The organism is Thermopirellula anaerolimosa, assembly GCF_054657335.1.
Genome location: NZ_BAAHYX010000004.1, coordinates 199,535 through 223,935, shown reverse-complemented (window position 1 = coordinate 223,935; position 24,401 = coordinate 199,535). Strand labels below are relative to the sequence as shown.

At 60.0% G+C, this 24,401-nt stretch carries 15 protein-coding genes; 3 read left to right on the top strand and 12 right to left on the bottom strand.

Features of this window, described 5'->3' with window-relative positions; genetic code table 11:
* Positions 1 to 228: 228 nt before the first annotated feature.
* Together bfr and ACYQ6J_RS01505 are read left to right on the top strand one after the other, a co-directional pair.
* Positions 229 to 699, top strand: coding sequence for a bacterioferritin (bfr, locus tag ACYQ6J_RS01510; protein WP_460182422.1), 471 nt, complete (start codon positions 229 to 231; stop codon positions 697 to 699).
* Between the two features lie 438 nt (positions 700 to 1,137).
* The gene (locus ACYQ6J_RS01505; protein ID WP_460182421.1) at positions 1,138 to 4,638 is read left to right on the top strand and encodes a CRTAC1 family protein; all 3,501 of its coding nucleotides are present in this window, start codon (positions 1,138 to 1,140) and stop codon (positions 4,636 to 4,638) included.
* A 22-nt stretch (positions 4,639 to 4,660) separates the two neighbouring features.
* Here the strand turns inward: ACYQ6J_RS01505 and ACYQ6J_RS01500 are convergent, their stop codons facing one another.
* From ACYQ6J_RS01500 to ACYQ6J_RS01475, 6 genes are all read right to left on the bottom strand, one after another.
* Complete coding sequence (locus ACYQ6J_RS01500) at positions 4,661 to 5,983, bottom strand: ABC transporter substrate-binding protein (RefSeq protein WP_460182420.1); 1,323 nt, start codon at positions 5,981 to 5,983, stop codon at positions 4,661 to 4,663.
* Positions 5,984 to 6,000: 17 nt separating this feature from the next.
* Entirely contained in the window at positions 6,001 to 7,515 is a 1,515-nt protein-coding gene (locus ACYQ6J_RS01495) for an ABC transporter substrate-binding protein (protein WP_460182419.1), read from the bottom strand.
* A 71-nt stretch (positions 7,516 to 7,586) separates the two neighbouring features.
* Entirely contained in the window at positions 7,587 to 8,858 is a 1,272-nt protein-coding gene (locus tag ACYQ6J_RS01490) for a ligand-binding sensor domain-containing protein (protein ID WP_460182418.1), read from the bottom strand.
* Between the two features lie 56 nt (positions 8,859 to 8,914).
* A complete protein-coding gene (locus tag ACYQ6J_RS01485; protein WP_460182417.1) occupies positions 8,915 to 11,791 on the bottom strand; it encodes a multiheme c-type cytochrome in 2,877 nt (958 codons plus the stop codon).
* Between the two features lie 119 nt (positions 11,792 to 11,910).
* Positions 11,911 to 13,581 carry a CRTAC1 family protein gene (locus ACYQ6J_RS01480; protein ID WP_460182416.1) on the bottom strand — a complete coding sequence of 557 codons (1,671 nt, stop codon included), beginning with the start codon at positions 13,579 to 13,581 and terminating at the stop codon, positions 11,911 to 11,913.
* Between the two features lie 18 nt (positions 13,582 to 13,599).
* On the bottom strand, positions 13,600 to 15,705 hold the full coding sequence (locus ACYQ6J_RS01475) for an HzsA-related protein (protein ID WP_460182415.1): 2,106 nt from the start codon (positions 15,703 to 15,705) through the stop codon (positions 13,600 to 13,602).
* Between the two features lie 365 nt (positions 15,706 to 16,070).
* Here ACYQ6J_RS01475 and ACYQ6J_RS01470 point away from each other — a divergent pair, with 365 nt between their 5' ends.
* On the top strand, positions 16,071 to 17,168 hold the full coding sequence (locus tag ACYQ6J_RS01470; RefSeq protein WP_460182414.1) for a tRNA adenylyltransferase: 1,098 nt from the start codon (positions 16,071 to 16,073) through the stop codon (positions 17,166 to 17,168).
* A gap of 53 nt (positions 17,169 to 17,221) precedes the next feature.
* On the opposite strand, the gene ACYQ6J_RS01465 is transcribed toward ACYQ6J_RS01470, so the two are convergent.
* From ACYQ6J_RS01465 to ACYQ6J_RS01440, 6 genes are all read right to left on the bottom strand, one after another.
* Positions 17,222 to 18,331, bottom strand: coding sequence for a tetratricopeptide repeat protein (locus ACYQ6J_RS01465; protein WP_460182413.1), 1,110 nt, complete (start codon positions 18,329 to 18,331; stop codon positions 17,222 to 17,224).
* A gap of 2 nt (positions 18,332 to 18,333) precedes the next feature.
* On the bottom strand, positions 18,334 to 18,921 hold the full coding sequence (locus tag ACYQ6J_RS01460) for a hypothetical protein (RefSeq protein ID WP_460182412.1): 588 nt from the start codon (positions 18,919 to 18,921) through the stop codon (positions 18,334 to 18,336).
* A 93-nt stretch (positions 18,922 to 19,014) separates the two neighbouring features.
* Complete coding sequence (locus tag ACYQ6J_RS01455; protein ID WP_460182411.1) at positions 19,015 to 20,829, bottom strand: type II and III secretion system protein family protein; 1,815 nt, start codon at positions 20,827 to 20,829, stop codon at positions 19,015 to 19,017.
* A 184-nt stretch (positions 20,830 to 21,013) separates the two neighbouring features.
* Positions 21,014 to 21,730 carry a hypothetical protein gene (locus ACYQ6J_RS01450; protein WP_460182410.1) on the bottom strand — a complete coding sequence of 239 codons (717 nt, stop codon included), beginning with the start codon at positions 21,728 to 21,730 and terminating at the stop codon, positions 21,014 to 21,016.
* Between the two features lie 181 nt (positions 21,731 to 21,911).
* Complete coding sequence (locus ACYQ6J_RS01445) at positions 21,912 to 22,697, bottom strand: SDR family NAD(P)-dependent oxidoreductase (protein WP_460182409.1); 786 nt, start codon at positions 22,695 to 22,697, stop codon at positions 21,912 to 21,914.
* An 81-nt stretch (positions 22,698 to 22,778) separates the two neighbouring features.
* The gene (locus ACYQ6J_RS01440; protein WP_460182408.1) at positions 22,779 to 24,275 is read right to left on the bottom strand and encodes an NRAMP family divalent metal transporter; all 1,497 of its coding nucleotides are present in this window, start codon (positions 24,273 to 24,275) and stop codon (positions 22,779 to 22,781) included.
* Between the last annotated feature and the right edge of the window lie 126 nt (positions 24,276 to 24,401).

Genomic DNA, 24,401 nt, shown 5'->3' with positions numbered 1-24,401 from the left:
GCAAAAGAAAGAAGGTTGGATTTCACTTGCCACAAGGGGTCGCATCACCAACAGGGGTGAACCAACATTGTAACATGACCGTAAACAGTTCGAGAATTTCGCTCGCGATGCCGGATGCCGGCGTGCGGGTTACGTCGACTCGATCTTGTACTGCGCATCCCATGCCCGGATAATCGAGTGTTGTAGATACCTGTTTCCGGGGGGCTTGCACGAAAGGGAGAGAAGTCCATGCAGGGAAATCCTGAACTGCTCAAGAAGCTGGACGAATTGCTAGCCGAGGAATTGACGGCCATCATGCAGTACATGGTCCACTCGGAAATGTGCGACGATTGGGGCTACGAACGACTCCACAAATTCGTCGAGCGCCGAGCGATTCAAGAAATGAAACACGCCGAGAGCCTGATCGGGCGAATCATCTTCTTGGGTGGAACGCCGACGGTGTCCAAGCTCAACGCGGTCCACATCGGTCCGGATATTCCACAGCAATTCCAATTCGATCTCAACGCCGAATTGGAGGCCGTCAAGCTGTACAACGAAGTCATCCACTTGGCCGATCAAGTCGGAGATGCCGTGACCCGGCAACTCTTGGAGTCAATCGTGAAGGACGAGGATTCGCATGTGGATTGGCTGGAGGAACAGTTGGACCAGATCCAGCAGATGGGCGCCGCGGTCTACTTGAGTACTCAGACCAAAGAGTAGATTCGCGCATCGTCCCGCTGCGGAACGCTGGCCCACGCGACGGCGGGCCGCCTAAAATGCAGATGGCCCGAAACACGGCGGGTGTTCCGTTGCGCAATAATTGACGGTAGCCGCCGATCCGTGCAGGGTCGGCGGCTTCTTGCGTGCAGGTGGACGAAACCGACGGCATTACGTGGCTTTCGGACACCCCCGAGACGTTAAAGGTTTGCGGCCTGGTGGTGCGCAGCGGTCGCCTCGTGGATGACTGGAAAAGTTTTTCCTCAAAGACTGATGCGCCCGTGCCGCGGATGCGGTCTTGCACTAGTGCAAAGGCCCTGCTTTGACGCATTGAATATTGCACTTGCCTCAATTGTGCAAAGGGCGATTGCGATTTCCGCCTCATCGATGGAAAGTATTTCATCAATTTCTTCCGGTAAAAGCATGTCAAGGGAGCTTGTCGTGAGCCGTTCGTTGATTGCCGCGCGATTCATGACTCCGATCTTGGTAACCGCCGTGATGATTGCGATCGGAACGGGCGGAACGAAATCCCGAGCGGAAACCGCCGGGGACGAATCGTCGGCATTCCGGTCTTTGGCGGTGTTCAATCGTGGGTGTGCCTTACTCGAAAAGTACGAGTATTCCGCGGCGGCGGAAGCCTTTCGCCAAGTTCTCGAGGCGCAGCCGAATTGGTTCGCGGCGAAATACAATCTGGCTTTGGCGTATCTGAACATGCAGGAGGAATCCGGCGGGGCGGATGCTTTGAATCGTGCCCGCGATTTGTTGCAACAACTCGTTGCGGAAAAGCCGGATTCCCTTTACGCGTGGTATGCATTGGGGTTGTATTACGAGCACGTCGGCGAGCACGAAAAGGCGTTGGAGTGTTTCGCTCGCGTTCACCAACACGACCCGCGCGACGCCCATGCGGCCTTCAAAACCGCCGAAGCCTTGATCGTTTTAGGGCGGCATGACGAGGCGATATCGCTGTTGGAGCAGGCAACGGCGGAGGATCCGGGGTTCGTGTCCGCGGTGTATCGTCTGGCCATGTTGTACCAGAGGAGCGGTCAGCGAGATAAGGCCGCCCCACTGTTTGAGCGATTTCGCGCGTTGAACAACGCGGAGTTGGCGGGCGGCAGTTTCACCGTCCGTAAAATCTACGGGTCGGCTGGAAAGTACTACCTTGCCCTCGGGCCCGACGCATTGCCTCTTCCGGAGACCGAGGAACGTCCCGTTCAGCCTTTCGTCTTCTCGCCCGAGGTCGCCGATTTGTCGGTCGAGATACGAGCCTGGGATTGGGAAAACGTCCGCGTCCGAACGGGAGGCGCCGCGGTTGGGGATTGGGACGGCGACGGTCATCTCGATTGGATCTTCTACGGCGTGGGCGAGAATGCCGGTGCGCAAATCGTTCGCAATGACGGCACCGGCGGATTTCAAGCGGGCGCGATCCTCTCGGATCATGTTGTCTCCGTCGCGGTGGGGGACGTGGACAACGACGGCGACCTCGATTTGTGGCTCGGTCGGGCGGGAAAAGATGAGCTTTGGGAAAACGACGGCGGCGGGCAATTCACGCGTGTCGAGGCCCTAGCTTCTGACATGCCGGAAGGCACGTTCACGGCTGCGGCGAGAATGATCGACGTGGATTGCGACGGCGACCTCGACTTGCTGGCCTGTTGCCTACCCACTGCGGCCGATCGCGGCGGCGCGAGACTGTGGATTAACAACCGCGACGGGACGTATCGGGAGGCCGCCGAAGAGTTGGGTTTGAACGCCGGGGGAAAGCCCTTGGCCAATTTCGTTTGGGCCGACCTGGACGGCGACCGCGACCCCGACGCCTTGCTTTTTCCTAGCCAAGGGTCGCCCCTTCTTTGGGTGAACGATCGGGTCGGAAAGTACCGCCTCTTGGACGCCGAGCGAACAGGCTTACGAGTTACCGATTGCGTCGCCGCCACCTCGGGCGATTTCGACAACGACGGGCGTCCGGACCTGTTGGTGATGACCGGGGCGGAAAACCGACTGTTTCGAAACAAAGGCGAATTGCGATTCGAAGAGGTCGCCGAATTCCCGGCGGTGCCGGGGGCGCGAGGCGGAACATCGGGTCAGTTCGCGGACTTCGACAATGATGGGGATTTGGACGTGGTGATCGGCGATGCGCTGCGGTCCGACGGACGTCGAGGGCCTGTGGCGTTGATTAACGACTTGCCGCACGGTCGATGGCTGAATTGCGAAAAGGCGGACGGCGCCTTCCTGTTCGCAGCGCTCAGTTTCACCGGAAACGCCCCGTGTCTCGCGGCGGACCCCGATGCCGACGGCAAGTTGGACGTTCTTGTCCTGCCGACGGGAGGTGCGCCCAAATTGATGAGTAACGTCACTCAGGGCGGGCACTGGGTGCAATTCGATCTCGCGGGAACTCGATACCGCGATCAAAAATCGCGATCCAACGAGTCGGCAATCGGCGCCCGCGTCGAAATCAAATCGGGTACGATTACGGCCCAGCAGGTGGTCGGGACGTTCAACGGTCCCACGACGGCAGGGCCGCTGCGTTTGCACTTTGGATTGGGAGAGAATACCGAGGTCCAGTGGTTGCGAATCACTTGGCCGGACGGCGTGCTCCAGGCGGAAGTCGGTTTACAGGCCGATCAAGTTCACAAGGTGGCCGAGATTCCGCGCAAGACGTCGTCGTGCCCTCATCTATTTGCTTGGGACGGCGAGAAATTCGCCTTCGTCAGTGATTTCGGCGGAATGGGCGGGTTGGGATATCTCGTCTCTCCCGGCGTGTATGCCGCCCCCGATCCGACGGAAATCGTCCCAATTCCGGTGCTCCGCGAAAAGGACGGACGTTATCACGTCAGAATCGTGGAGCCGTTGGAGGAGGTCGTCTATCTGGATGAAGTCAAACTGTTGGCGGTGGACCATCCCGCCGATGCGACGGTTTTGCCGCACGAAATGATGGCCGTGAACCTGCCTCCGCCGCCGTTCGAGGTCTTCGCGATTCGGGAGCAGGATCGTCTGGATCCCATCGCCGCGAGGGATCACGAGGGCAAGGATGTTTTAGCCGCCTTGACGGAAGTCGATCGCGTGTATGCGGGAACGACGCGTGTGGATCCGCGGTTCTGCGGCGTCGCGATGCCCCACTGGATCGAGCTGGACTTCGGCCCGGCTTTGCAGGATCGCATCGCGGGGCAGCGGCGGCTAATCCTGGCTGCGAACGGATGGGTGGAATATGGATACTCGCAGACGAATTTCGCCGCCGCTCAAGCGGGCGTGCGACTGGAGGCGCCAAGTATCGACGTCTTTCGCGACGGCCGGTGGGTGGAGTTGCTGCGGGAAGCGGCTTACCCTGCCGGCATCAATCATTGGATGACCGTGGAGTTGACGCACCTATTGCGACCTGGTGACTCTCGGCTTCGAATCCGCTCCAACTTGGAACTGTTTTGGGATCGGCTGTTTCTCGCCGCGGTCGAGGATGTTGCGCCGAGTCGCATTCACGAGATTCCGGCCTCGCGGGCGGAATTGCGATACTTGGGCTTTCCGCGCGAGTATTCCCCCGACGGGAAAGGCCCAAACCTGTTGGATTACGCCAATATCGATTACACACTGTCGTGGAAGTCGCCAGCGGGGTTATTCACGCGATTTGGCGACGTCCGCGAACTGATCGACGCGCCGGACGATGCGTTCGTCATCTTCGGACCGGGAGAAGAGGTGGCCATGGAATTCCAGACCGATGAACTGCCCGATCCGCCCCCGGGTTACGTGCGATCTTGGATGCTGAATACGGATAGCTACTGCAAAGACATGGACTTGTACACGGCCGCCGGGGAGACGCTGGCCCCCCTGCCCTTCCACGGCATGTCCCGTTATCCCTACCCGCCGGAGGAAAGGTACCCCGATACGCCGGCCACGCGCCGCGCGCGGGAAATCTTTAACACCAGGCAGGTCGGTCCTCCGATACTGACGGCGGATTGAAAGACGCCTTCCCAAGAGGAGCCTATTGGCCGACGTCGTGCGAATCGGTCGCGTTGCTTCGAGCGGGCGTTCCATCGGGTACCGGCGTCGCCGGTTGCAACTTCCCCTTGCGGATAACGCCGATTTGGGCCGGCCGACGATTGGCGCCGAGGTCGTCCCACTCGATGCGACCGGTAATACCCAAATACGGTGCCGAATCTCGGAGCAACCGCGCGATGTTCGCCCGATCCACGATTGGTTGCTGCGGCGACGAGGCACGGATCGCCGCGCGCAATAGCAGGCAGGTTGCGTCGTACGTTGCGGCGGCGGCGTAGTCGGCTTTCCGGTTGAATCGGCTTTCGAAGCGTGCGAGCCAATCTTCGAGCCGATCGGAAGGTTCGATCACCAACGGGCACAGAATCCCTTCGGCGGAATCGCCGACCGTTTCGAGAAAGGCGCGACGCCCTCCCCTTGCGTCCGTTGCGAGGATGCCGGAATAGCCGGCAGCGCGGAGCGTTAGCACCGCATGGGCAGCGATGGGCGCTCTGGCAGTCACTAAGACGCACTCCGGATTGGCGGATACGATCTTCGCGGCGATGGCGGCCAGCGACTGTTCCTCCTCCTTGCCTGAGCTCTGAACGATCCACAAGCCGGCTAGGGTGATACGATCGGCCGGTAAGTGCGGGCGCAATTCCTGCCAAAATCCGCGGGAATCGTGGTCTGGGCCGCTGATTACCGCAAGAGACCTCGCCGAGACGGCCAAACGTTGGGCCAGTTGGGGAGCGATCAGGTGATCACCCGGCAGGACGCTGAAAGTCCACGGCACGTTCGCGAGATTGACGCTCTTGGCCGTGGACACCGCGGAAATCAGGGGAACGTGGGCCTTGGCGACGAGTGTCTCGGCCAAATGGGTGGCCTCGCCGTCGATGCCTCCGATGATGCCGAGGGCCTGCTGCCGGAAGATGATATCCGACAGAACGGCGGCCCCGCCGGTCCACGGCGACTCGGACCACGCCGGCGACAACTTGAGAGGGCGACCGTCGAGGCATTCCCCGGCGATGTCCTCCCTGGCCATTTCAGCCGCGAGCCATGCCGACGTGTCGGGGTCTTGATCGGATTCAAACGGACCAAAATACCCGATCGCTATCCCGGCGCTCACATCGGCGAACGACGATCGCAAGTCGGGAATGGTCGGGGACTCTGCGTGACGGAAATCGCGGTGAGGTGATGCCGAGGTCTCCGCCGCCGTTTCACTCCTTAATTGCAGCGAGGGCGTTGCCGCCCAGCAAATGCACACGAGCAGCGAAATGAGTTGACGACAAAAAAGCGCCGAGCGACGCCGTCGTCGGTGAGGGGCATTTGGCATGCGGAGTCGTCCGCCGGTCAATTCTGGTGGAACTGCGTCAGGTCGCCGGGGGGTGTTCGGATATGATCCGTGTATTTCCCGATCTCGCCGGAGGGAATGTTCAATTCCTCCCGGGAGTAGTAATGCCACCGACCGCCCTCATGAATGGCCAGAAACACCTCGTCACGTCCGTCCAAAGCGGCCGAGAATTGGATCTTGCCGATGACGCCCTGCCAGGGTTCGCTTCGATAAGCCAGGACGTCCCGGATCTTGGCGCGGTTCAGTCCGGCGAGTTGGATCGCCCAGAGAAGCATTCGCGTACCATCGTAGGCATGAGCGGCGTAGGTGTCCGGTTCCACGCCGAATCGCTTCGTGAATTGCTCGCGGAATTCCTTGAGCATCGGATCATCCCGTTCCGGATTCCAGGGTGACGCACAGACGACGCCTTCCGCGTTGCTTCCGGCGATTCCGGTGAATTCAGGCCCCAGGCAACGATCGCACGCGAAGAACGGTTGCTTCATGCCCATCGCACGCATCTGGTTCAGAATCCGCGCGCCGTCGTCGGCGTCGCCCCAGTGCACGACGGCCTCCACGCCGGCATCTTTCAAACGTTGCAACTCCAAGGCGAAGTCCGGTTGTCCCACGAAATAGGCCATTTCCAGGGGCACGGGCTTACCCAGTCGCCGACTCCCATCGCGAAGCTCCCGAACGCCGAAGCGACCGTAGCGATTGCTGGCACGGATGATGCCGAGTTTGTGGATTCCGACCTTGCGATAGATGTAGTCGATCAGCAAGTAGCACTGCCTGCGGTCATCGGAGATCACCCGAAAAACCCAGGGAATGTTGGTTTCGATGAAGGTGGGGTCGGTGTCGCCGGTATTGATCATGGGAATCTCAGCCTTCAGCGCTACCCGAATGGCGATATGGCTGTTGGCCCCGTCGATGGTGCCGACGATCGCCCAAACCTGATCCTTGTAGGCGAGATTGATGATTTCGTTTCCCGATGATCCCCAGAGTCCGTTGTCATTGCGAACGACCAACTCAAAGGGAATGCCGCGAGGGCGATAGCCGCCCTGTTCGTTGGCTTCTTCCACCGCCAGTTGGGTGCCTCTTAGCATCATTTGTCCCAGGTTTTCCTCGTGGCTTCTTCCGCCCGTGGCGACCGAGACGGTCGGCTCGATCGGGCCGAGAAAGCCGATCTTGACCGTCTCGACGTGCTCAGGCTCGGGAATGGCGCGGCCCGGTCCGGTGTATTCCATCTGGACCAAAAAATGGCGCTTGAAGGGCGCCACATACCCGAACGGTTCGAGATCGCGCGGCGTGTGACCATAGTTGCGGTCGATTTTCAGCGGCAGTTGAGGGACGCGATAGGGATCGTGGATGGCGTGCACGGCGTCGAGCACCGGCTTCATGCTGGGTTCGATGGGAACACCGAAGTCGGAAGGAACTGTCTGCGCCGGTTGAGTCGTTTCCTCTCCCCGAACCGATTTCTCATAGACCAACAATCCGGTTGTCGTGGCCAACACGCAAAGGGCAGTAACGATGGGTCGCATATCTCACCTCCAAGTAACTCTTTACTCTTGTCGGGGCCGCGGCTGTCCGTAAGTCATTTCGAACCGTCGAACTATTTCGGACTTTCGGACTGCGGGGATGTCGTTGCGACGGTTTCCCGCCATTCGGAAAGCTTCTTGACGCCCGAATAATATCCTTTGCCGATGCCGTGGGATAGTCCGTGCGCCGTGGCGATCCAGACGTCGTCACCGTCGAAATCGGCCCCGATGATGAAATTGTGGGCGATCGAGACATCCAAGGGAACTTCACGGAGCAATCGCCCGCGGCGATAAATCTTGGCACTCCCGCCGGGGTTATCTGCGTTGCGATAATAGGAAACGTAGGTATCGGTGGGGTAATGCGCCACCACCCCCAACCCCTTGTCCGTGCACAGCCACGCCTCGTCGGCCGAACGACCTTTTAGGAAATTGGTGAAGTCGCTGGGGATTCCCGTCTCGTGCGCGTAGAAACCGCGCCAATGGCGACCGTCGTAGCGGCAACTGCCGAAGTAGGACGAGACCCAAAGAGCACCGTCGGCAAAGCTCGCCGCGGTCGTGATAACGTGGATGATCCCGTCATCGCGATAGAGGTCGATTTCCATCTCCTTGTCCGGATCGAGGTAGACTTTCCACTTCTCCGTAGGGAGGTCGAACTCCAGGCAACCGCTTCCCCAGACGGCGAGAAAGACTTTGTTGACGGTCGGGGCGTAGGTGACGTTATAGTTCCATATCTCCTCCATGGGCGCATTCTTTTCCGTAAAGACGTCCCACTTGCCGGTCACGAGATCATAACGACTGGCGCCCGCCGTGGTCGCGCACCAGATATGATTGTTTTCCACGGCGACGCCGTAAACGACATCGTTGACCAGGCCGCTATTGAGTTGATGGAAATGATCGAAACGGCCACCGGAGAATCGAGCGAGGCCGCCTCCGAAAAGCCCCAGCCAAACGTCGCCGGTCTTCGGATCCACGTCGATGGAGGTGACCGCCCTCCAAGGCAGGCCGTCGGACTCTTTCCAGGACTGCATGGCGCCGGTTTTCTTGTCCAATCGCGCCAGGCCGTCTTCCGTACCGATCCAAATCGCCTCGGCGGTCGCCTTCACACAGAAGATGTGATCGTTGGGAAGCCCGTCGTCTACGGTGTAGTTCTTCCAATGAGTGTAAACATAGGGCAAATCCTCATCGGATATTCCCTCCACGCTTTGCCCGAAGGCCAACGCGGGCGGAGCAGGTTCCTGTTGCGTTTCGGCGTTTTCCGCAGTCGAGAGTCCTGCCGTCCAACCGGCCAAAATTAGCATGGCTGCAAATCGCGACCACAGTCGCCCAGCGCGGTAGCTTGTTCTCATGGTCCGACCTCCGTTTGCATGGTGTTGATCACGCGATTACGCATCATGATGGGTGCCTACAGGGTACGAAGATATTCGATGAGATCGTTCAGTTGATCCTTCGTCATGTCGTTCGTAACGCCGTGTTCATCGTAGGGATTGAATCGCGTCCAGATTTCCTCCAAAGTTTCGGCGATGCCGTTGTGGAGATAGGGCGCGGAGTTGTAGACGTTGAATAGTTGCGGGGTATCGAACAGGCCGTGCTCATCGAGCGGCATCTTGGTGCCGACGTCGTGGATGCGACGATCCGTGTAGAGCGGCGGATAGTGGCATGTGCTGCACCGCTTCTCCATGGGTATAAGGCGCCCGTCGTTGGTCATCGTACGATAAAAAATCTCTTTGCCGCGGCGCTGCGCCGGCGTCAATTCCGCGCCAAAGGGACGATGGCGGTTAGGCGGTGAAGGGATCGTGCAAATGTAGTAATCCAGCGCGGACAACTCCTCGGGCGTGAAGGGGTGGATGCGTGTAAAGAACACGGCAAGCCGCGGACCGCACTGCCGAGATAAGGAGGGATTCAGCCCCTCCCACTTGAAAGGCGCCGTGTCCAGAATACCCCGCAGGGTGCGGTTATCCACGGGATTGACGCCGATTCCGTCGGGTTCGATGTCGTAGGTCAAACCCTCTACGTGGCCGTCCGGGTGGCAACTGGAGCAGGCGAATTGCCGCTGAAATGTATTCGCGGCGGAATGAAAGACACGCTCGCCGAGACGCTCCTTGGTGATGACTTGAGGACCGCCGAGATCCACGACTCCCGCCGACTGGAATGTCTTCAGATCGATGACGGCGATGCGATCGTCCAGCGAGGCCGCCACAAAGGCCCGATCGGCGGCAGGCGCGATGGTGATGCCTCGCGGGCAGAGGGGAGTTTCGATCCAGCGAAGCATGAACTCCGAGGCCTTGCCCAAGTGGTTGGGAATGACCTGACTGCGCTCCGTTTCGTCGGCGGACTGGAAAATCGCCAACAGCTTGTCCACCGCCACGACGGCCACCCGGTTCGAGGCGGCGCTGGTCACCAGGGCGTATTTGCCGTCCTGTGTAATCACGACGTCCGTGGGATCGGGAAAAGCGATGCCGGGTTCGTCCAACAGAACCTGATCGACGCGACCGTCCCGCCACAGAATGCCCAATCCGTTGGTGATCGTCCAACCTTGGACGACTCGCGTCATTGGAACCACATTCTTGTGCCGGTTCAGGGTGAAAAGGGCGAATTCGCCGTTGGGGTGCCAAGCGATGCCACGGAGTCCGTTGGCGCCGGGCACCATGGCACGCAGCATCACCATTCCCCGCTCGGCGTCGATCAAGGTCACTTCGGAACGCGCTGCCGTACGAAACGGGACGAAGTGCGATAGCACATTGGTGCAGGCGATCCAATGACCGTCCGCGGAAATGGCTGCGGACCAAGGTCCTCTTCCCGCCGCCAATCGTTTGACTTCGGTACGTTTGCCCAGATCGACGACCGAGATGTCTTCGGAGAGCGTATTGAGGACGTATAGGAACTCGCCTCGGCGATCCACGACCAATCCGTGCGGTTCGTCTCCCACGGGGATCGTCGCCGTCACCTTTCTCGACTCCGTGTCGATCACCGAAACGGTGTCGTCCAATCGATTGCTGACAAAAGCGGTCTTTCCGTCCGGGGTGAACGCCACGTCGTGCGGTTGCGTGCCGACGGGAATCTCCGCCACTTTGCGGAGGGTTGCGATATCGACGACGATGACGCTCTTGGCCCCTTCACAGGCCGCATAAAGCTCTTTACCGTTGGGACTGACCGCCAAATTGACGGGTGTCTTGTACTCCGGTTCCGCCTCTTCGCGTTCGCGCTGCTTGATGGGATGCGAAGCTTCGGCCAAGTTATCCGGAATCCGGAACGGTTTGCCGTGGGCGTTCTCATGGCAGTTCAAGCAGGTGGCCGCATTCACCTTCAGCAGACCATTCTTTTCGGCGGCTTGCGGTCGCGAATGGGTTTCGGCATGTTGGCTGCCGGGACCGTGACAGGCCTCACAGGAGACGCCTTCATACACCGAGGCCGTTTCAAGCACGTGCGACGCGGGTCGATGGTAAAGCGACGTGTGACACTTGAGGCATTCCAGCTTGGTTCGCGGGTCGCCGGTAACCCCCATCGAGGTTGCGATTTCGCGCGCTTGAGGCGTCGCTAAGACGGCGAAGGCATCGGCGTGACTGCTCCGCCGCCATGAACTGAAATGATCTTGTTTCTCCGGTCCCTCGTGGCATTCTGCACAGGAGGCGGCGCCCACGAACGCCGGTTCCTTCGGCGACGTTGGGAAGGAAGGAAAGGAAGGCTTAGTGAACTCCGCGTTTTCAGGCGTGGGATGTTGGATGAGTTCCCAGGCTTTGTCCATATCCAATCGCTCGCCCTTCAAAACGGCGTCGTGTGAGCCTTTCGGTCCGTGGCAGGAGTTGCATTCCTCTCTCGAAGGCAGGCGCAGGCCCCTTTTCATGGCCAATTCGCGATTCATCATCACGGCGGCGTCGGCGTACTCGCTGCCGGGGCCGTGACAATGTTCACACTGCACCCCGTCCTGAATCGCGAACGTCGGGTCGCGCTCCCAGGGTTCGGCCTCGGCGGCGGTGGCATGGCAGCCCAAACAGAGCGGCGATTGCTGGGGCGGAACGGGGACGCCGCTCAACTTGGCGATTTGCCTCGCCTCCGGTTTCGATAAGGCGGCGTACGCGTCGGCGTGCCGAGACCGCGCCCAAATCGAACATTGATTGCCCATCGCATCGCCGTCGTGACATTCCGCACAGACCTTGATGCCGACATAAACGGGGTGCCGTGAGGCCCCCTCGAAGGCCACCGCGGTCTTGCCCAAGGCAAGGATGATCGCACCAAAGTAAGGCAGCCATTGGGTCCCGACGTTTCGTCCCCGCGAGAACATTGCCACCCTCCGAGCATGGTTGCCGTTCGCGTGCCGCCTTCAGGGGCGAGGCGACGCCGCGATGCGGCTATTCACCGCCTTCTTCCGTCAAAAACAATTCCCACCGTCCTCTTTCGGACTCATTCCGGTTGATTGACCTCCAGCACCCGGTCGGCGGGAACGTCGGCAAGGACGGTTTTTGAACCGTTCGGCCAACGTATCTCGACGCGTTCCACGACGGAAACCGTCCCCAGCCCGAAGTGGACCCGCGGATCCATTTGCGATAAATAACCTCGCACCGGAACGGCATCGCGAAACTGGGTTCGGCCTCCCGCCGTGATCGTCACGCGTGCGCCGACGGCGTCGCGTTTGAGGGACGCGAGTCTTGGACGCACCATCATCCAATAATTTCGGTTGCCGCCGTCGTTTCGCAGAATCTTGGCCTCGCTGTTGAGGTTGACGACGATCAGGTCGAGATCCCCGTCGTTGTCCAGGTCGCCGCAGGCGACGCCGCGGCCCACCCATTTTTCGCTGAAATAGTCGCCCGACGACTTGGCCACGTCGGTGAAGGTGCCGTCTCCGTTGTTGCGTAGCAGAACGTCCTCTTCCGGAAATTCGTGATGGGCATTGCCGTTGGCGACGAAGATGTCCACCAGGCCGTCGTTGTCGTAGTCGAAGAGCACGCTGCCCCAACCTGTGTATTGGCCGCACACCTGTGCGACGTTGGCACGCGCGGTCACATCCTCGAAATATTCTCGCTTATTGAGCATCAAACATCCGTAGTCCATATCCGGAATGAAAACGTCGAGGAGATTGTCGCGATTGACGTCCGCGAAATCCGGCCCCATCGAGGATACGCCCTGGCCGCCCTCTCCGAACGCGAGTCCCAGCGGCAGGGCTTCGTTCAGGAAGGTGCCGTCGCCTTGATTCCGGAAAAAGTCGTTGGCCATGGCGTCGTTGGTCACGAAGATGTCCAGGAGGCCGTCGTTATCCAGATCGACGGCGGTGGCGCTCATCCCGCGGCCTTCGGGATTGAATAGGCCGGTCTCGCGCGTCACGTCGGTGAAGGCGCCGTCGCCGTTGTTGCGGTAGAGAAAATCGGGCTGACCCTTATAGCTCAAGGGACCGGGAAAGTTGTCCGCGCGATAATATGCCGAGAACGCCCCGAGATCGTATTCCAGGTAATTGCAGACATAGACGTCGAGATACCCGTCGCCGTTATAGTCGAACCAAGGCGCCGAGAGCGACCAGTGCGGATCATCCAAGCCGGAGCCTCGTGAGATATCGGTAAAGGTGCCGTCGCCGTTGTTGCGATACAGGACGTTCGGACCGTAGTTGAGAACGTACAGATCCAGGTCGCCGTCATTGTCGATGTCGGCGGCGGACGCACCGAAGCTGAACGATGGATCGCCTACGCCGGCCTCGTCGGTGACGTCGGTGAACGTCCCGTCTCCGTTGTTGCGATAGAGTGCGTTTCGGAGTTTTCCCCGGAGGTGGCGGCCTCGATTGTCGCTGACGCCCGGCGTCCACGCCCCGTTGGGAAAATAGATGTCGAGCCAACCGTCGTTGTTGTAGTCAAAAACGCACGCTCCCGCGCCGGAGCCTTCGACGATATTGCTTAATTCGAGGTCGCCGATGGAATGCCGGAATGTGATCCCGGATTGCGCGGTGACGTCCGTGAAAACAGGCAACTCCGGTTCGGCGCCGGAGGACTGCACGGATAGGGTCAGGGTTGCAATGGCCGCCATGCCGATCGCCATAAAGCGGATCGAAGCCCTGCTGTTTCGGATGTGCCGGTAAATATCGTTCATGAAGTGCATCCTGTGGATTCAGTTTGCCGGTGACGGAGCGGGGCTCCCGTTCGCTGTGGAGATTGCTTGCCCGTTCGGGAGTGCCTGCTCTCGAGTTGCGTCCCAAGCGGCGCCGAAGTCGATCCATTCGATCCACGACTTCAACGACTCGGATGGGTAGCTTTCCCCCTGGCGATTCATTGGGACCGCTGGCATGGATGCGACCGAGCCATCCCAGGGCCGAGCAGTGTTCGTTCCCGCAAGATGCCAGATGATCGGGCTGAGGCGTGCATGGCCGGGCACGATGTAGCGTCCCTTGCCATTTTGCCAATCGGGGTTCTCGGGGGCCGTCAATATGCGGAAGGCCTCGCCCGCGGCGGTGCGTTCAGATTCGGAGTCGGCGGGAACCGTTTGCCACAGTCGGGGCGAATGCGATCCGGTCGGACCGTGGCAGTCGCCGCAATCTCGGGCCAAGAGCGGCCAAATATCGTGGAGAAAGTCCCGCGTACGGCGTTGGTTTTCGGGCGGGGCCATGACGGGAGCAGGCTCCCAAAGGGCGTCCGCCATGCGGTTATCCGGAACCAGTTCGCGGTCCTCGTGACAGCCGATGCAGCCCTGGTAGAAACGGTTTTGCGCCCAAATCCAACCGCAGCTACGCAAGTTCATGCCGCGCTCGTCGACAAGCTGAATCTCCAAGGGTACTCCGCCGGGAACTTTGACCTGAAAGGACCCGTCGGGGTAAAGCGGAATTTCGCCCAACAAACGCCGCACGGCACCGTCGAGGGCGGTGGGATCGCATTCTTTCCCGTTCCGAGTGATTGGGACGCCTTCGAGTATCCTGACGGCCTTGGCCGTTCCGGCGGCGATTTGTTGCTCTTTGGGCAGATCGCTGATGTTCACGTTGAGACAGTAGAGGGTTCCCAGCGGGTCGTGATCGTCCACGACTGAAGAACGTCCATCCGGTTGCGGTCGGGCAGCCAGGATTTTGGCGTGAAAGTCGTGATACCTTGGGTCATCGAAGAGCGGCGTCCACTCTCCATCGGTGAGACGCAAGATTCCCACCGCATGAGATGCCGAACCGTCGCGAGGACGCCGCGAAACCAAGATCTTGTCCTCCGCGAAAAAGGAAGGCGAGTGATACACGTAGTTGTCATCCGTTTTCAGAGTGCCGTACGTCGCCAAAGGACGGCGCAGATCCACGGACGCCAACTCCCCCGCGCCGTCCCAGGGGACGACGTCGGATTCCACGAAAACCAACTTGCCCAAAAGCCCGCGAGGAATCGCAACCGCCATGCGTTTGCTGAGCTTGCCGACGTTTGCGCACATCGGCATAACGTCGGTCCCGTCGGTATTGATTGCCTGAAGGTCGATCCACCCCTTCCAACCTCGCGCGAGACTATGTCTCCGCCACGCGGAGTAGACGATGCGACCGTCCGGTAGGACGCTCGGATCGAAATCCCGCGACAGGTTCGCCGTCAATCGACGCACTTGCGTGCCGTCGGGGCGACAGGAGTAGAGACGCGTTACCGGCAAGGACGAGGCTTCGGCGCGAATGTCGGACAATTCCCGTACGAAGCCGATCAGCGTCCAAGCTTCGTCCGCGGATCGAAACGTGAATTTCCCTTCGATCTCGGCCTCGCCGGAAGGTTGTGACGATGCCGGAGCTTGTTGAGGCGGCGGTGTTACGGCGACCAACATGAACTGACGCGGTAGATAGTGGGGCCGGCGACAGTTCCCGAGGTCTCGGGTAATTTGGCGGACCTCGTGCGTCGCAATATCCATTTCGAAGATGTTCCAGGGGTCCGTTTCCCGCTGTTTTCCCGAAAAAAGCAAGTGGCCGGCGTCGTACGAGACCTCGGGATCGGCCGCGCTGTGAAACTGCGGAACCAGCACCTCGGGGGCGACTCCGGGCCGCAGCAGTACCAATCGGGCACCCTCTAAGTAGTCGCTGGTCGTCAAATCGGCGGAGACTTGCGCGGCCTTTTCGCAGGGATGTGGAAAGGGAACCTGCACCAGGACGACCGGATAGGGCAAACGATCCCAACCATGAAGCTCACCCGCGACCACTGCGGCACAAGCGGCCTGAAATATGCCGAGCGTAATTCCTGCGAGCAACACGCTGCTGATATTGGGTTTTGTTCTCATTGACGCATCCGCACAAAACTTCCTGATTCTCGTACGTGATCCAAGATCATTTTGAAGAGAGCGACCGCTTTGCAGATGCGACTCCCGGCGGCGCGCGAATCGCAAACATCGCGACGAATCTCGCGAAAGGTTGAGTTCGTCATCACGGTAAGTATACAACTTTTCGCAGAAGATTCACGCATTTCGTCACTTCGATACTTGATAAGACTGCTAGTGTTACGCTTGTGTGGATCGTCGGTTCGACGATGTCGAGCGGATACGGTTTTTCGACGGCCTTTGGGTAAGCCGATTTCCAGGCGGACCTGCTAAGATGAATGCAGGGCGATTGAGGTCGGGAAACGTCCCTCCTAATCGACGCAAAAACGATGAAAAATGTAAACATTCGCAGGCAAATAGCGCGAGAAGCGGCGCGACTGCTCTTGCGTCAAGAGGAATCGGATGTGGCGACAGCCCGGACTCGGGCGGCGATGCGATTCGCCCAAGGAGTCGCTTCCGGCAAAGACTTGCCTGGCTTCTCTGAGATTGAAACACAATTGCAGAATCTTGCCCGAGCGTCGGAGCCTCAGTTTCGCCGCACCCGGATTCAGGAAATGCAGCGGGCGGCTTTGGAACTCATGCGATTGCTCTCCGCGTTTTCGCCGCGACTGGTGGGCGATCCCGCTTTTGGATTCATCTTCCGCGGTCGCGAAATACACATCGAAATCACCGCCCCCTCGTGTCGCGACATCCAAGAGGTGCTGGAGAGGAGCGGAATCGGTTTCGCCGAACGGAAGTCCGTGCCGCCGGATAATCTTGCGCGCGTATCTGCGACGACACTATCGCTACACAGCCGCTTTCCGGTCCTAGTCACCGTGCTCGCTCCGACGGTCTCCGTGGATGAAAAAGTTGAGAGCAATCCAACGTCGGGGATTGGGTTGGACGACCTCGACCTGCTGCTCCGAAATGAGCGATGGAGCGAAAGAAACGTGCCGCGGAATGCCGCGGTCGCGAAAATGCCGGCGAATCCCATACTCAAGTTCCGTCAACTCCTATCCGCTTTGGAATTCGTGCGGCAGGACGCCGGATCGCATCCGGAGGGAGACGCCTTGTATCATAGCCTCCAGGTTTTCGAATTGGCCTGGCGGGCCTATCCCTACGATGAAGAGTTTCTCTTGGCCGCCTTACTGCACGATGTCGGAAAAGCCATCGACCCTCGTGACCACGTCAAAGCGGGATTGCGAGCGATCGAGGATTGTACTTCGCCCAGGACCCGGTGGTTTGTCGAGAACTTGCCTTCGGCCAAGCAATGGTTGACCGGCAGTGCGGGAAGGCGGTTACGGGCTCGTTTGGAATCCCACCCGGATTTCGACCAACTGCTGGAACTGGCGCGAATGGACCGCCAGGGACGCAAGATCGGCGAGCCTGTTCGCGACCTCGACTCCGTTTTGGGCGAACTGGAACGTTTGGCTCGGGAAGACAATTGAGTGGGCGGCAAACGACGTCGGGATAGTCGGCGTTGTGCCCGTCTTCAGGACTTTTATTCCCGAATCTGCTCCTGAATGCCGGCACTCCAGGCGGAGCGAGCCGATCGTAACTGCGATTGCGCGGTCGGTCGCCCGAAAGAAGCGACCCGCGCGGCGGTGGATGGTGTGGCGTGGGAGGTCTGAACGACGGACGACTCGACGTCGGTCGCGGACTCTTCGGAACTCCCGTACTCCTCGTACGATTCCCAACGTTGTACGCCTTGGGCCAGAAGTGCGTCGTCGGTCGTCTCCGGGGTGGCATAGAGCGATTCCAAGGCTTTTCGCGCCGCCTTGTGTTGGGGATCACGACTGATGGCGTTTCGCAGGTATTGCTCGGCCAATTCGACCCGACCTTGCTGGGAAAGAACGAAGGCCATGTTGCAACAGGCGTCCGCCTCGCTTCCCGCCTTGCGAAACTGCTCCATGGCCTCTTCGTATCGGCCTTGAAAACCGTACGCCAATCCCAAATTGTTGCGATATCGCTCGGTGGAGGGTGCGATGGCCACCGCCTTGAGAATCGCAACCTCGGCCTTTGCGAACTCATTTTGAAGCAGGAATGAATAGCCGAGGTCGTTGAACAGTTCTGGGTTTCCCGGGCTCAGTCGGATGGCTTGCGAATACAAGGCTTCCGCCTCCGTGTATCGCTGCTGCCGGTCGGCGACGACGGCGAGACGGTGAAAGGCCTCGTACCGATCGGGACGCGCGGCGATCAATAGTTCATAAGCTCCTCGCGCTTCCTCCCACTTTTTCACCCGCTCGAAGTTCTTGCCTTGCAGGAGTTGCGCGTTGTATTCCGCGTCCGAGATGGGTTTCGCCGCAGCCTGCTTCGAACTCGATTTGGAGTCCTTCGCGAGGCCGAGCGTGGATTCTCCGGGCATTGCGGAAAAGCCGGAATCCTTCTTGCTTTTGAACGCCTCCGAGAGGGTGCTGCAACCCGATTGCAGGCAAAGACATGCCAGCATAACGGCGAAGATTGACGGCATCTTGATCTGCATGGCCGTTGGAACATCCTCCCTATTATTTGCGGAAATGTCCACTGCGGGTTTGGGCACTTCCAATTCTTGGCAGTCTGCGTCGCTCCAGGCCTGGCGGGCCGGCGCGGGACGTTGCCGTTTTCGACTCACCCCTACCTTCGGATTCCCCCGAAGGAGCGACCGTAGCCGCCGCCGTAGCCGACGCCCGTGCCGTAGGTGTCGTTCAGCGTGCGGTAGTAGGCGGCCTCGCCCTCCACGGCGCTCAGACCGGCGGTAAAGCCGGGGGCCGTGATCACCCGGCCGTCGATCTCCTCTCGCGGATAGCCCAACTCTACCAGCAGGTTCACGATCGCCTCGCGCCGGGCCTGATCCAAGGCCGGGTTCTTCTCGTCCGGCAATTCCTCGACCACCACCGGGAAGGGAACGTGCGGCAGTCGCAACGCCGCCGAGAGCAGGTGCTTGCGGCCCAGCGGCGTCAGTTCCGCCGTCTGCCCCACGAATTCATGGTCGTAGAAGATGAAGTCGCCCGCCTCGGCGTTGGTCTGCATCGTCTCCCAATGGGCGTCGGTGACCTGGCCCAAGGGGAAGGGGCGATCGTAGCCCGGTCCCTGCTTGGCCTCCCGCATCGCGCCGTGGCAACCGCTCAACAGCAGCAGCAAGGCCAACCCGCCCATCACCTCCGCTCGCCTTCGCCGCGATCGCGGACTCGCATCTCTCTGATCCGACCGACGCCGTTCCATGGCTCACGCTCCGGGTCTTGTTTCGCTTTCCGCCTGTTTTCCCGGGCTCGCGCGATCCCGCGCGAAGCCGCCTGAATCTCCGGCCCGCGGCCTTCAGTCTCCGTGACCGAAGGGTCCGGAAATCATCGCCGGACCGCCCGCGTTGTAACGCCGACGGAGATTGGGCCACGTCGTGCCGTCGTACTCCGCCGTGGGCCGACCCTCCAGGTGTCCCTTGATGAAGAACTCGTGGTTCGTCGGTTCCGTGACGTCGAAGCCCGGCAGCGGCGGCGTCTCCTCCGGTTCCATGGGGTGGACCAGCTCCGGCGTTACCAGGATGATCAACTCCGTCTCGTTGCGGGACATGCTGCGGCGACCGAAGATTTGGGCCACGATCGGCAGGTCCCCCTGGTTGTTGCCCGACATCGAGTCGTCCAGCAACCCGGCCAAGGCCAGGGTCTGGCCCTCCCGCATCTCCACCGTGGTGGTCACCGCCCGAGTCCGCAGGCCCGGCGTCCCGTTGACCTTGTTCTTGTTGTCGATCTGGCTGAACTCCGGCGAGACCTCCAGGCGGATGAGGTCCTTATCGAGGACCGTGGGGAGGAAGGTGATGATTGCCCCGTAGGCCCGGAAGTCCGTGGTCACCGCCCCCACCCCGTTCACGCCCACCGCGGTCGGTACGGCGAACTCGCCGCCCGCGATGAAGGTGGCGGGCCGACCGCTCAGCGTCACCAAGGTCGGTTCGCTGAGCATCCGCAGCACGCCGTGCTCCTCCAGGTAATGGATGCCGAATTTCAAGTCTCCGCCGTCGAAGGTCCCCAGGATCGAGGCCGTCCCCGAGGAACTCAGATTCAGCAGCGATTGGATCAGGAACTTGCCCTGATCGAGATTGAGCTTCATGTCCACGCCGAAGTTGCGGGCCGCCGTGCGATTCAACTCCGCGATCTTGACCTTCAAGGCGACTTGCGCCGGACCGGGAATGCGAAGCAGGTTGATGACTTGGAGGGCGGGCAGGTCCTGACCGGCGGCCATACGGCCCACCGGGTCGTCGGCCTGTCCCTCGGCCACGCCCCGGGCCCGGACCAATTCGCCCCGGATCACGGCCATGATTTGGGCGGCCTCGGCGGCATCCCGGGCCTGGCCCCGCACGATCAGCTTGTCCCCCACCGCCGTCAGTTCGACCTTGCTTTCCGGGAACAGTCGGGCCAGGTGCGATTGCAGCAGGGAGTAACGCTCGGTCTGCTGCTTTTCGATCTCGGGGTCGGGCTTCACGCGGACCAGGTACGTCACCGGGCGATAGCGTTCGTCGGCGAACCAGAACGTGACGTGCGTGGCCCCCTGCCCCTTGCCCAAAATCGCAATCTCGCGGGGCGTAAACTGGCTCACGTCGCAGACCGCCGGATCGACCACCGCCGTACGGTAGACGTCCACCTTGGTCCGCAACAACTTGCTCCGCCGCACGATCACCGTCAACTCCCCCGACTCCTCGATGATTTCGAAAGGACCGATGGTATCTCGTGTTTGGGATTCGGCGACCGTGGGTTCGGGAGTTTGGGCGGGCGTCGGTTCATTTGCCGTTGTCGGCGCCGGTTGCGGGAGCGGTGCCGGCTCCTCCATCGAGGTCAACGCGACTTGCCGATGAGGCCCCGCGACCGACGGCACGGAGGACTCGGCTTCTACGGCCTGAGAGTTCGCCTCCGCGAATTGAACTTCCGCAAACGACGGTTTCTCATCCAAAACCGGGGTGTCGTCGAGGAATATCCAGGTTTCAGGTGGGCTTTCCGCCGCGACATCCCCGGAACCTTGCGCACGTTCCAACGTTCCTGCATCCCTGAGGATCAAGACTTGCTCTTGAGCCGCGACGGTGATTGGAAAGATGGCCGCCGAAAGCAAGAGAAGAAGGCGGATGGAGCAATCCTTGCCCTGCATGGAGACATCCTTGTCGCTGGAATATTAGAACGCAAACCGAGCGGTCAGGGTGTTCGCCCAATCGTTATGGGGCAACCCCTTCCGGCGCAGTCTTGATAAGAGTATCGAGAATTGTGATCGGTTGTGTTGAAGAAAAGGGACGCGTTATGCCGGAGAGTTCGCTCGTATCCCTCTAAAGAAGGGGTTAGTCTTGCCCCGGGGAGCCGGATCTCTCGCCGTCACTGTCGTGATTCCCATTGACGTTGTTCTTCGGTGACCGCCGCGGCGGTTCGACCGGCATCCGGACCTGCGGTTTGCGATTGGCGCGGAGGATTCGTTCCTTGCTTTTGGAGCCTAGAACCTCGGCGAGTTGGGAGTCCGCCTGTGTCAACGCATCGCGCACTACATCCTCCGCGTCCTTATCGGTGTTGGCGATTTCATCCAACACGGTGAGAAGGGCTTCCACGATTCGGGTCTTGGGCTTGTCGGGCTTCGACGAATTCGATGGGCCGTTCTCAGGAGTCTGCCCCGTCGCAGGTGCAGGCAACTCTTGTTTGGCCCGACTGGGGGAGGACGCTGAGTCGGCGGGACCATCCTGACGGGGCGAACCGGCTTGGCCCTTTGGGACACGACCGTTACCGGCCAATGCCTGCGACAATTCTTTGTCCGCCTCCAAGAGCATTTTTCGAACGGTACGAATCGACTCGGGATCGGCGTCGGTCTCGTCGAGCTTGTCTAAAAGTCGGCGGACGATCTCATTTTTAACATCAGATTCATTTTCCTTCGCCTCAGCCGAATTCTTGGCCGCATTGGCGGTAGCGTCGGTGGGTTCTTCTGCGGCACCGCGAAGAAAACAGCCTGAGCACAGCAGCAGTGCCGGACTAAAAGCCAATAACAAGAGAGCAGAATGGCGAGTTCTCATATAAGCCCTCGGCGACGCAAAAAGAGAGGGGCAAATTCTCCTGACGAAACCTACACGATTGCTTCTCTCTATAGAATAGGCAAAATGAGTTGCCTTGGCAAACTGGAAGCAGTCCCTCAGTGTTGTCTTGTATGCAGCCCTAGAGGGGATAAGGCTTGCCGGTTTATTGCAGCCGGTGGATTCAAGCGTACCGTTTCAGAATCCGGTCCATCAGCCGGGGACAGAAGCGACTCAACAGGACCATGCCCTTGCCCCAAACGTGCGGAATGATTTCGGCCTTTCCGCGTTTCATGGCCTGGACGATCTTTCGGGCGACGTATTGGGGCGAAACCGGTTTCGGCTCCGGCCATGCCGGTTCGGTGCCCCGCTCCAGCGGTCCGTCGAATAGTTCGGTCTTGGTCCTTCCCGGGCTTACTACGAGCACGTCGATTCCGTGACGAGACAATTCCGCTCGAATGGACTCGCTGAAACCCTGGACGGCGAATTTTGAGGCGCAATAGTAGCTTCGCCACGGGATGCCGCGGTGCCCCAAGATCGAACTGACGTTGACGATGATGGGACGATTCCCGTTCTTCAATAGCGGCAGTGCCGCGTAGGTCAGCTCGACGAGCCCGAAGAAATTCAACTCCATGACCTCGCGAAGGCGCTCGGGCGGCATCTCCTCGAATCGCCCCAAGGCTCCCATGCCGGCGTTGTTGACTAGGAAATCCAAGGCGCCTAGTCGTTCCCGGGCGACGACCGCTAGGCGATTTCTATTTTCCAAGGCCGCCATGTCGCCCGCGAAGACGATGACCTCGGTCCCATATTTTTCGCCTAGTCTTGCCAGTTCCTCCAGTCGTTCGGCCCGTCGCGCGGCTACGACGACCCGGCAGTGGCGGCGAATCAACTCTTCCGCCAAGGCCCTTCCGATCCCGCTCGATGCACCGGTGATGAGACCGCGGCTACCATCCAAGTTGCGACGGGCCACTTATTTCTCCCAACGACTAGAGACTGTAGGCCGTACGATTCCGAACCGTACTCGCGCGAATGACCGGGCAGTCGGGCGTCATTACCGTTGATTCGCGCCGGCGGCGTCTTGCCCCGGGGAGTCCACGCCCGGCGTCGGTGCCGTCCCTTGGTCGGGCACTGCCGCCGACTCGGGAGCGGGTGGGCTGAGCCACTTGCGGATGGGATCGATCGCACCCGTCTTGATCTTGATGCCCGCCCCCACCGTCGTCACGGCGATGGCGACAATGAGTGCGACATTGAATGCCCAGCGCTTCGGACCGCTACCCAACGCTTCTCCCAGTACCGATTTCTTGTTGACCATTAGGAAGAAGGCGAGGTACGCGATGGGTAGCATGGTGAGGCAAATGGCCGAGGCGAGAACGGGCATCCAAAGCGGGCTGGGCAATGCCGCCCCCAAGATTCCGATACTTGGCGTCAGGGCAAAGAGTCGGAAACGCTTCGCGGTATATTCCAGGCCGAACATTTCGCACACGGTGAACCCGCAAACCACCATGTGCGTGCTGATGGCACCGCAGGTCATGGCCAAGAATCCGAGGTCGAGAATGATTCGACCAAGATTGGATCCCATCAGTTGGGAAAAAACGGCTGCCGCCTCGACGGGTTTCAGATTGGTGTTGACCACGTCTTTGCCGTCATAGACGGTATTAGCCATGGCGATGATGACTAGAGATGTCACGATGGTGTAGGGAACGAGCATGGAGCTGATCAGGTCCCATTTGGCAAGCCCTTGGTGATACTTGCCCCATCCTTTTGCCAAGAGAGAGTAAGGATAGAGGAATGTCATATTGATGCCGACGGTGGCTCCAAGGGCGCCCAAGACCACCGTCCAACCTTTCGGATCGCTGGGCAGATAAAAACCGAAGAAGCCCCAAAAGACCCCCAGCCAATCCGTTTTGGAAAGGATGACTACGGCCAGGAAGGCGACGATGACGATCCGAATTACCCAGCGCAGAAAAGTTTCATAAAGCTTGATGCCGGCGGAGTGACTGCCGTAATTCCATACGGTGAAGATGTTGATCCCGAGGATGCAAAAGGCGACTCCAAATCGCACCACGTAAGAGAGCCAGGGGTGATCCGCCGGGGCGCCGAAGACTTGCGCCAGGTCCCAGGCGGCGCCGCCCGCGAGGCCGTATTGCGGAAAATGCCAGATCACCGAGGCGAGAATGGTCCCCAGCGCCCATAAGAAGGCCAAAATCCAACTCAATTCCCGGGCAAAGAGTTGATAGGGCCGTTCTCCCGTGTTCAAGACGATCTTCGCCAAGGCCGCGAACATTACCACGCCCAGCAGCATGGCGAGGGGTTGGACCCAGAGGAGCTTGTATCCGAACGAGGCACCGGCCATTACGGAGGCGGCGGCGCTTCCCGCTCCCAGGGTCATGGCGCTTTGCAACCAAGCCGGTCCGGTGAGCTTGGCATAGCCGCGAATCCGCGTTAGCAGCGGTTTTTGCTCCAATTCACGCAGCAATTGCTCATCCTTGGCGAGCTTTTCGGGATCCCATTTGGCTGCCATCGGCAAGCCTTTGCTGGACGTGCTCATTCCGCAGGCTCCTGGAAGCTGGGGTGTCACTTGCAGTCGAAACGCGATTCGACATCCGCCATGGCACTGATGGGCGATCGCCCGGTGGCTACGTATTTCTACTCCAAACCGTCACCGCAAGGCGGG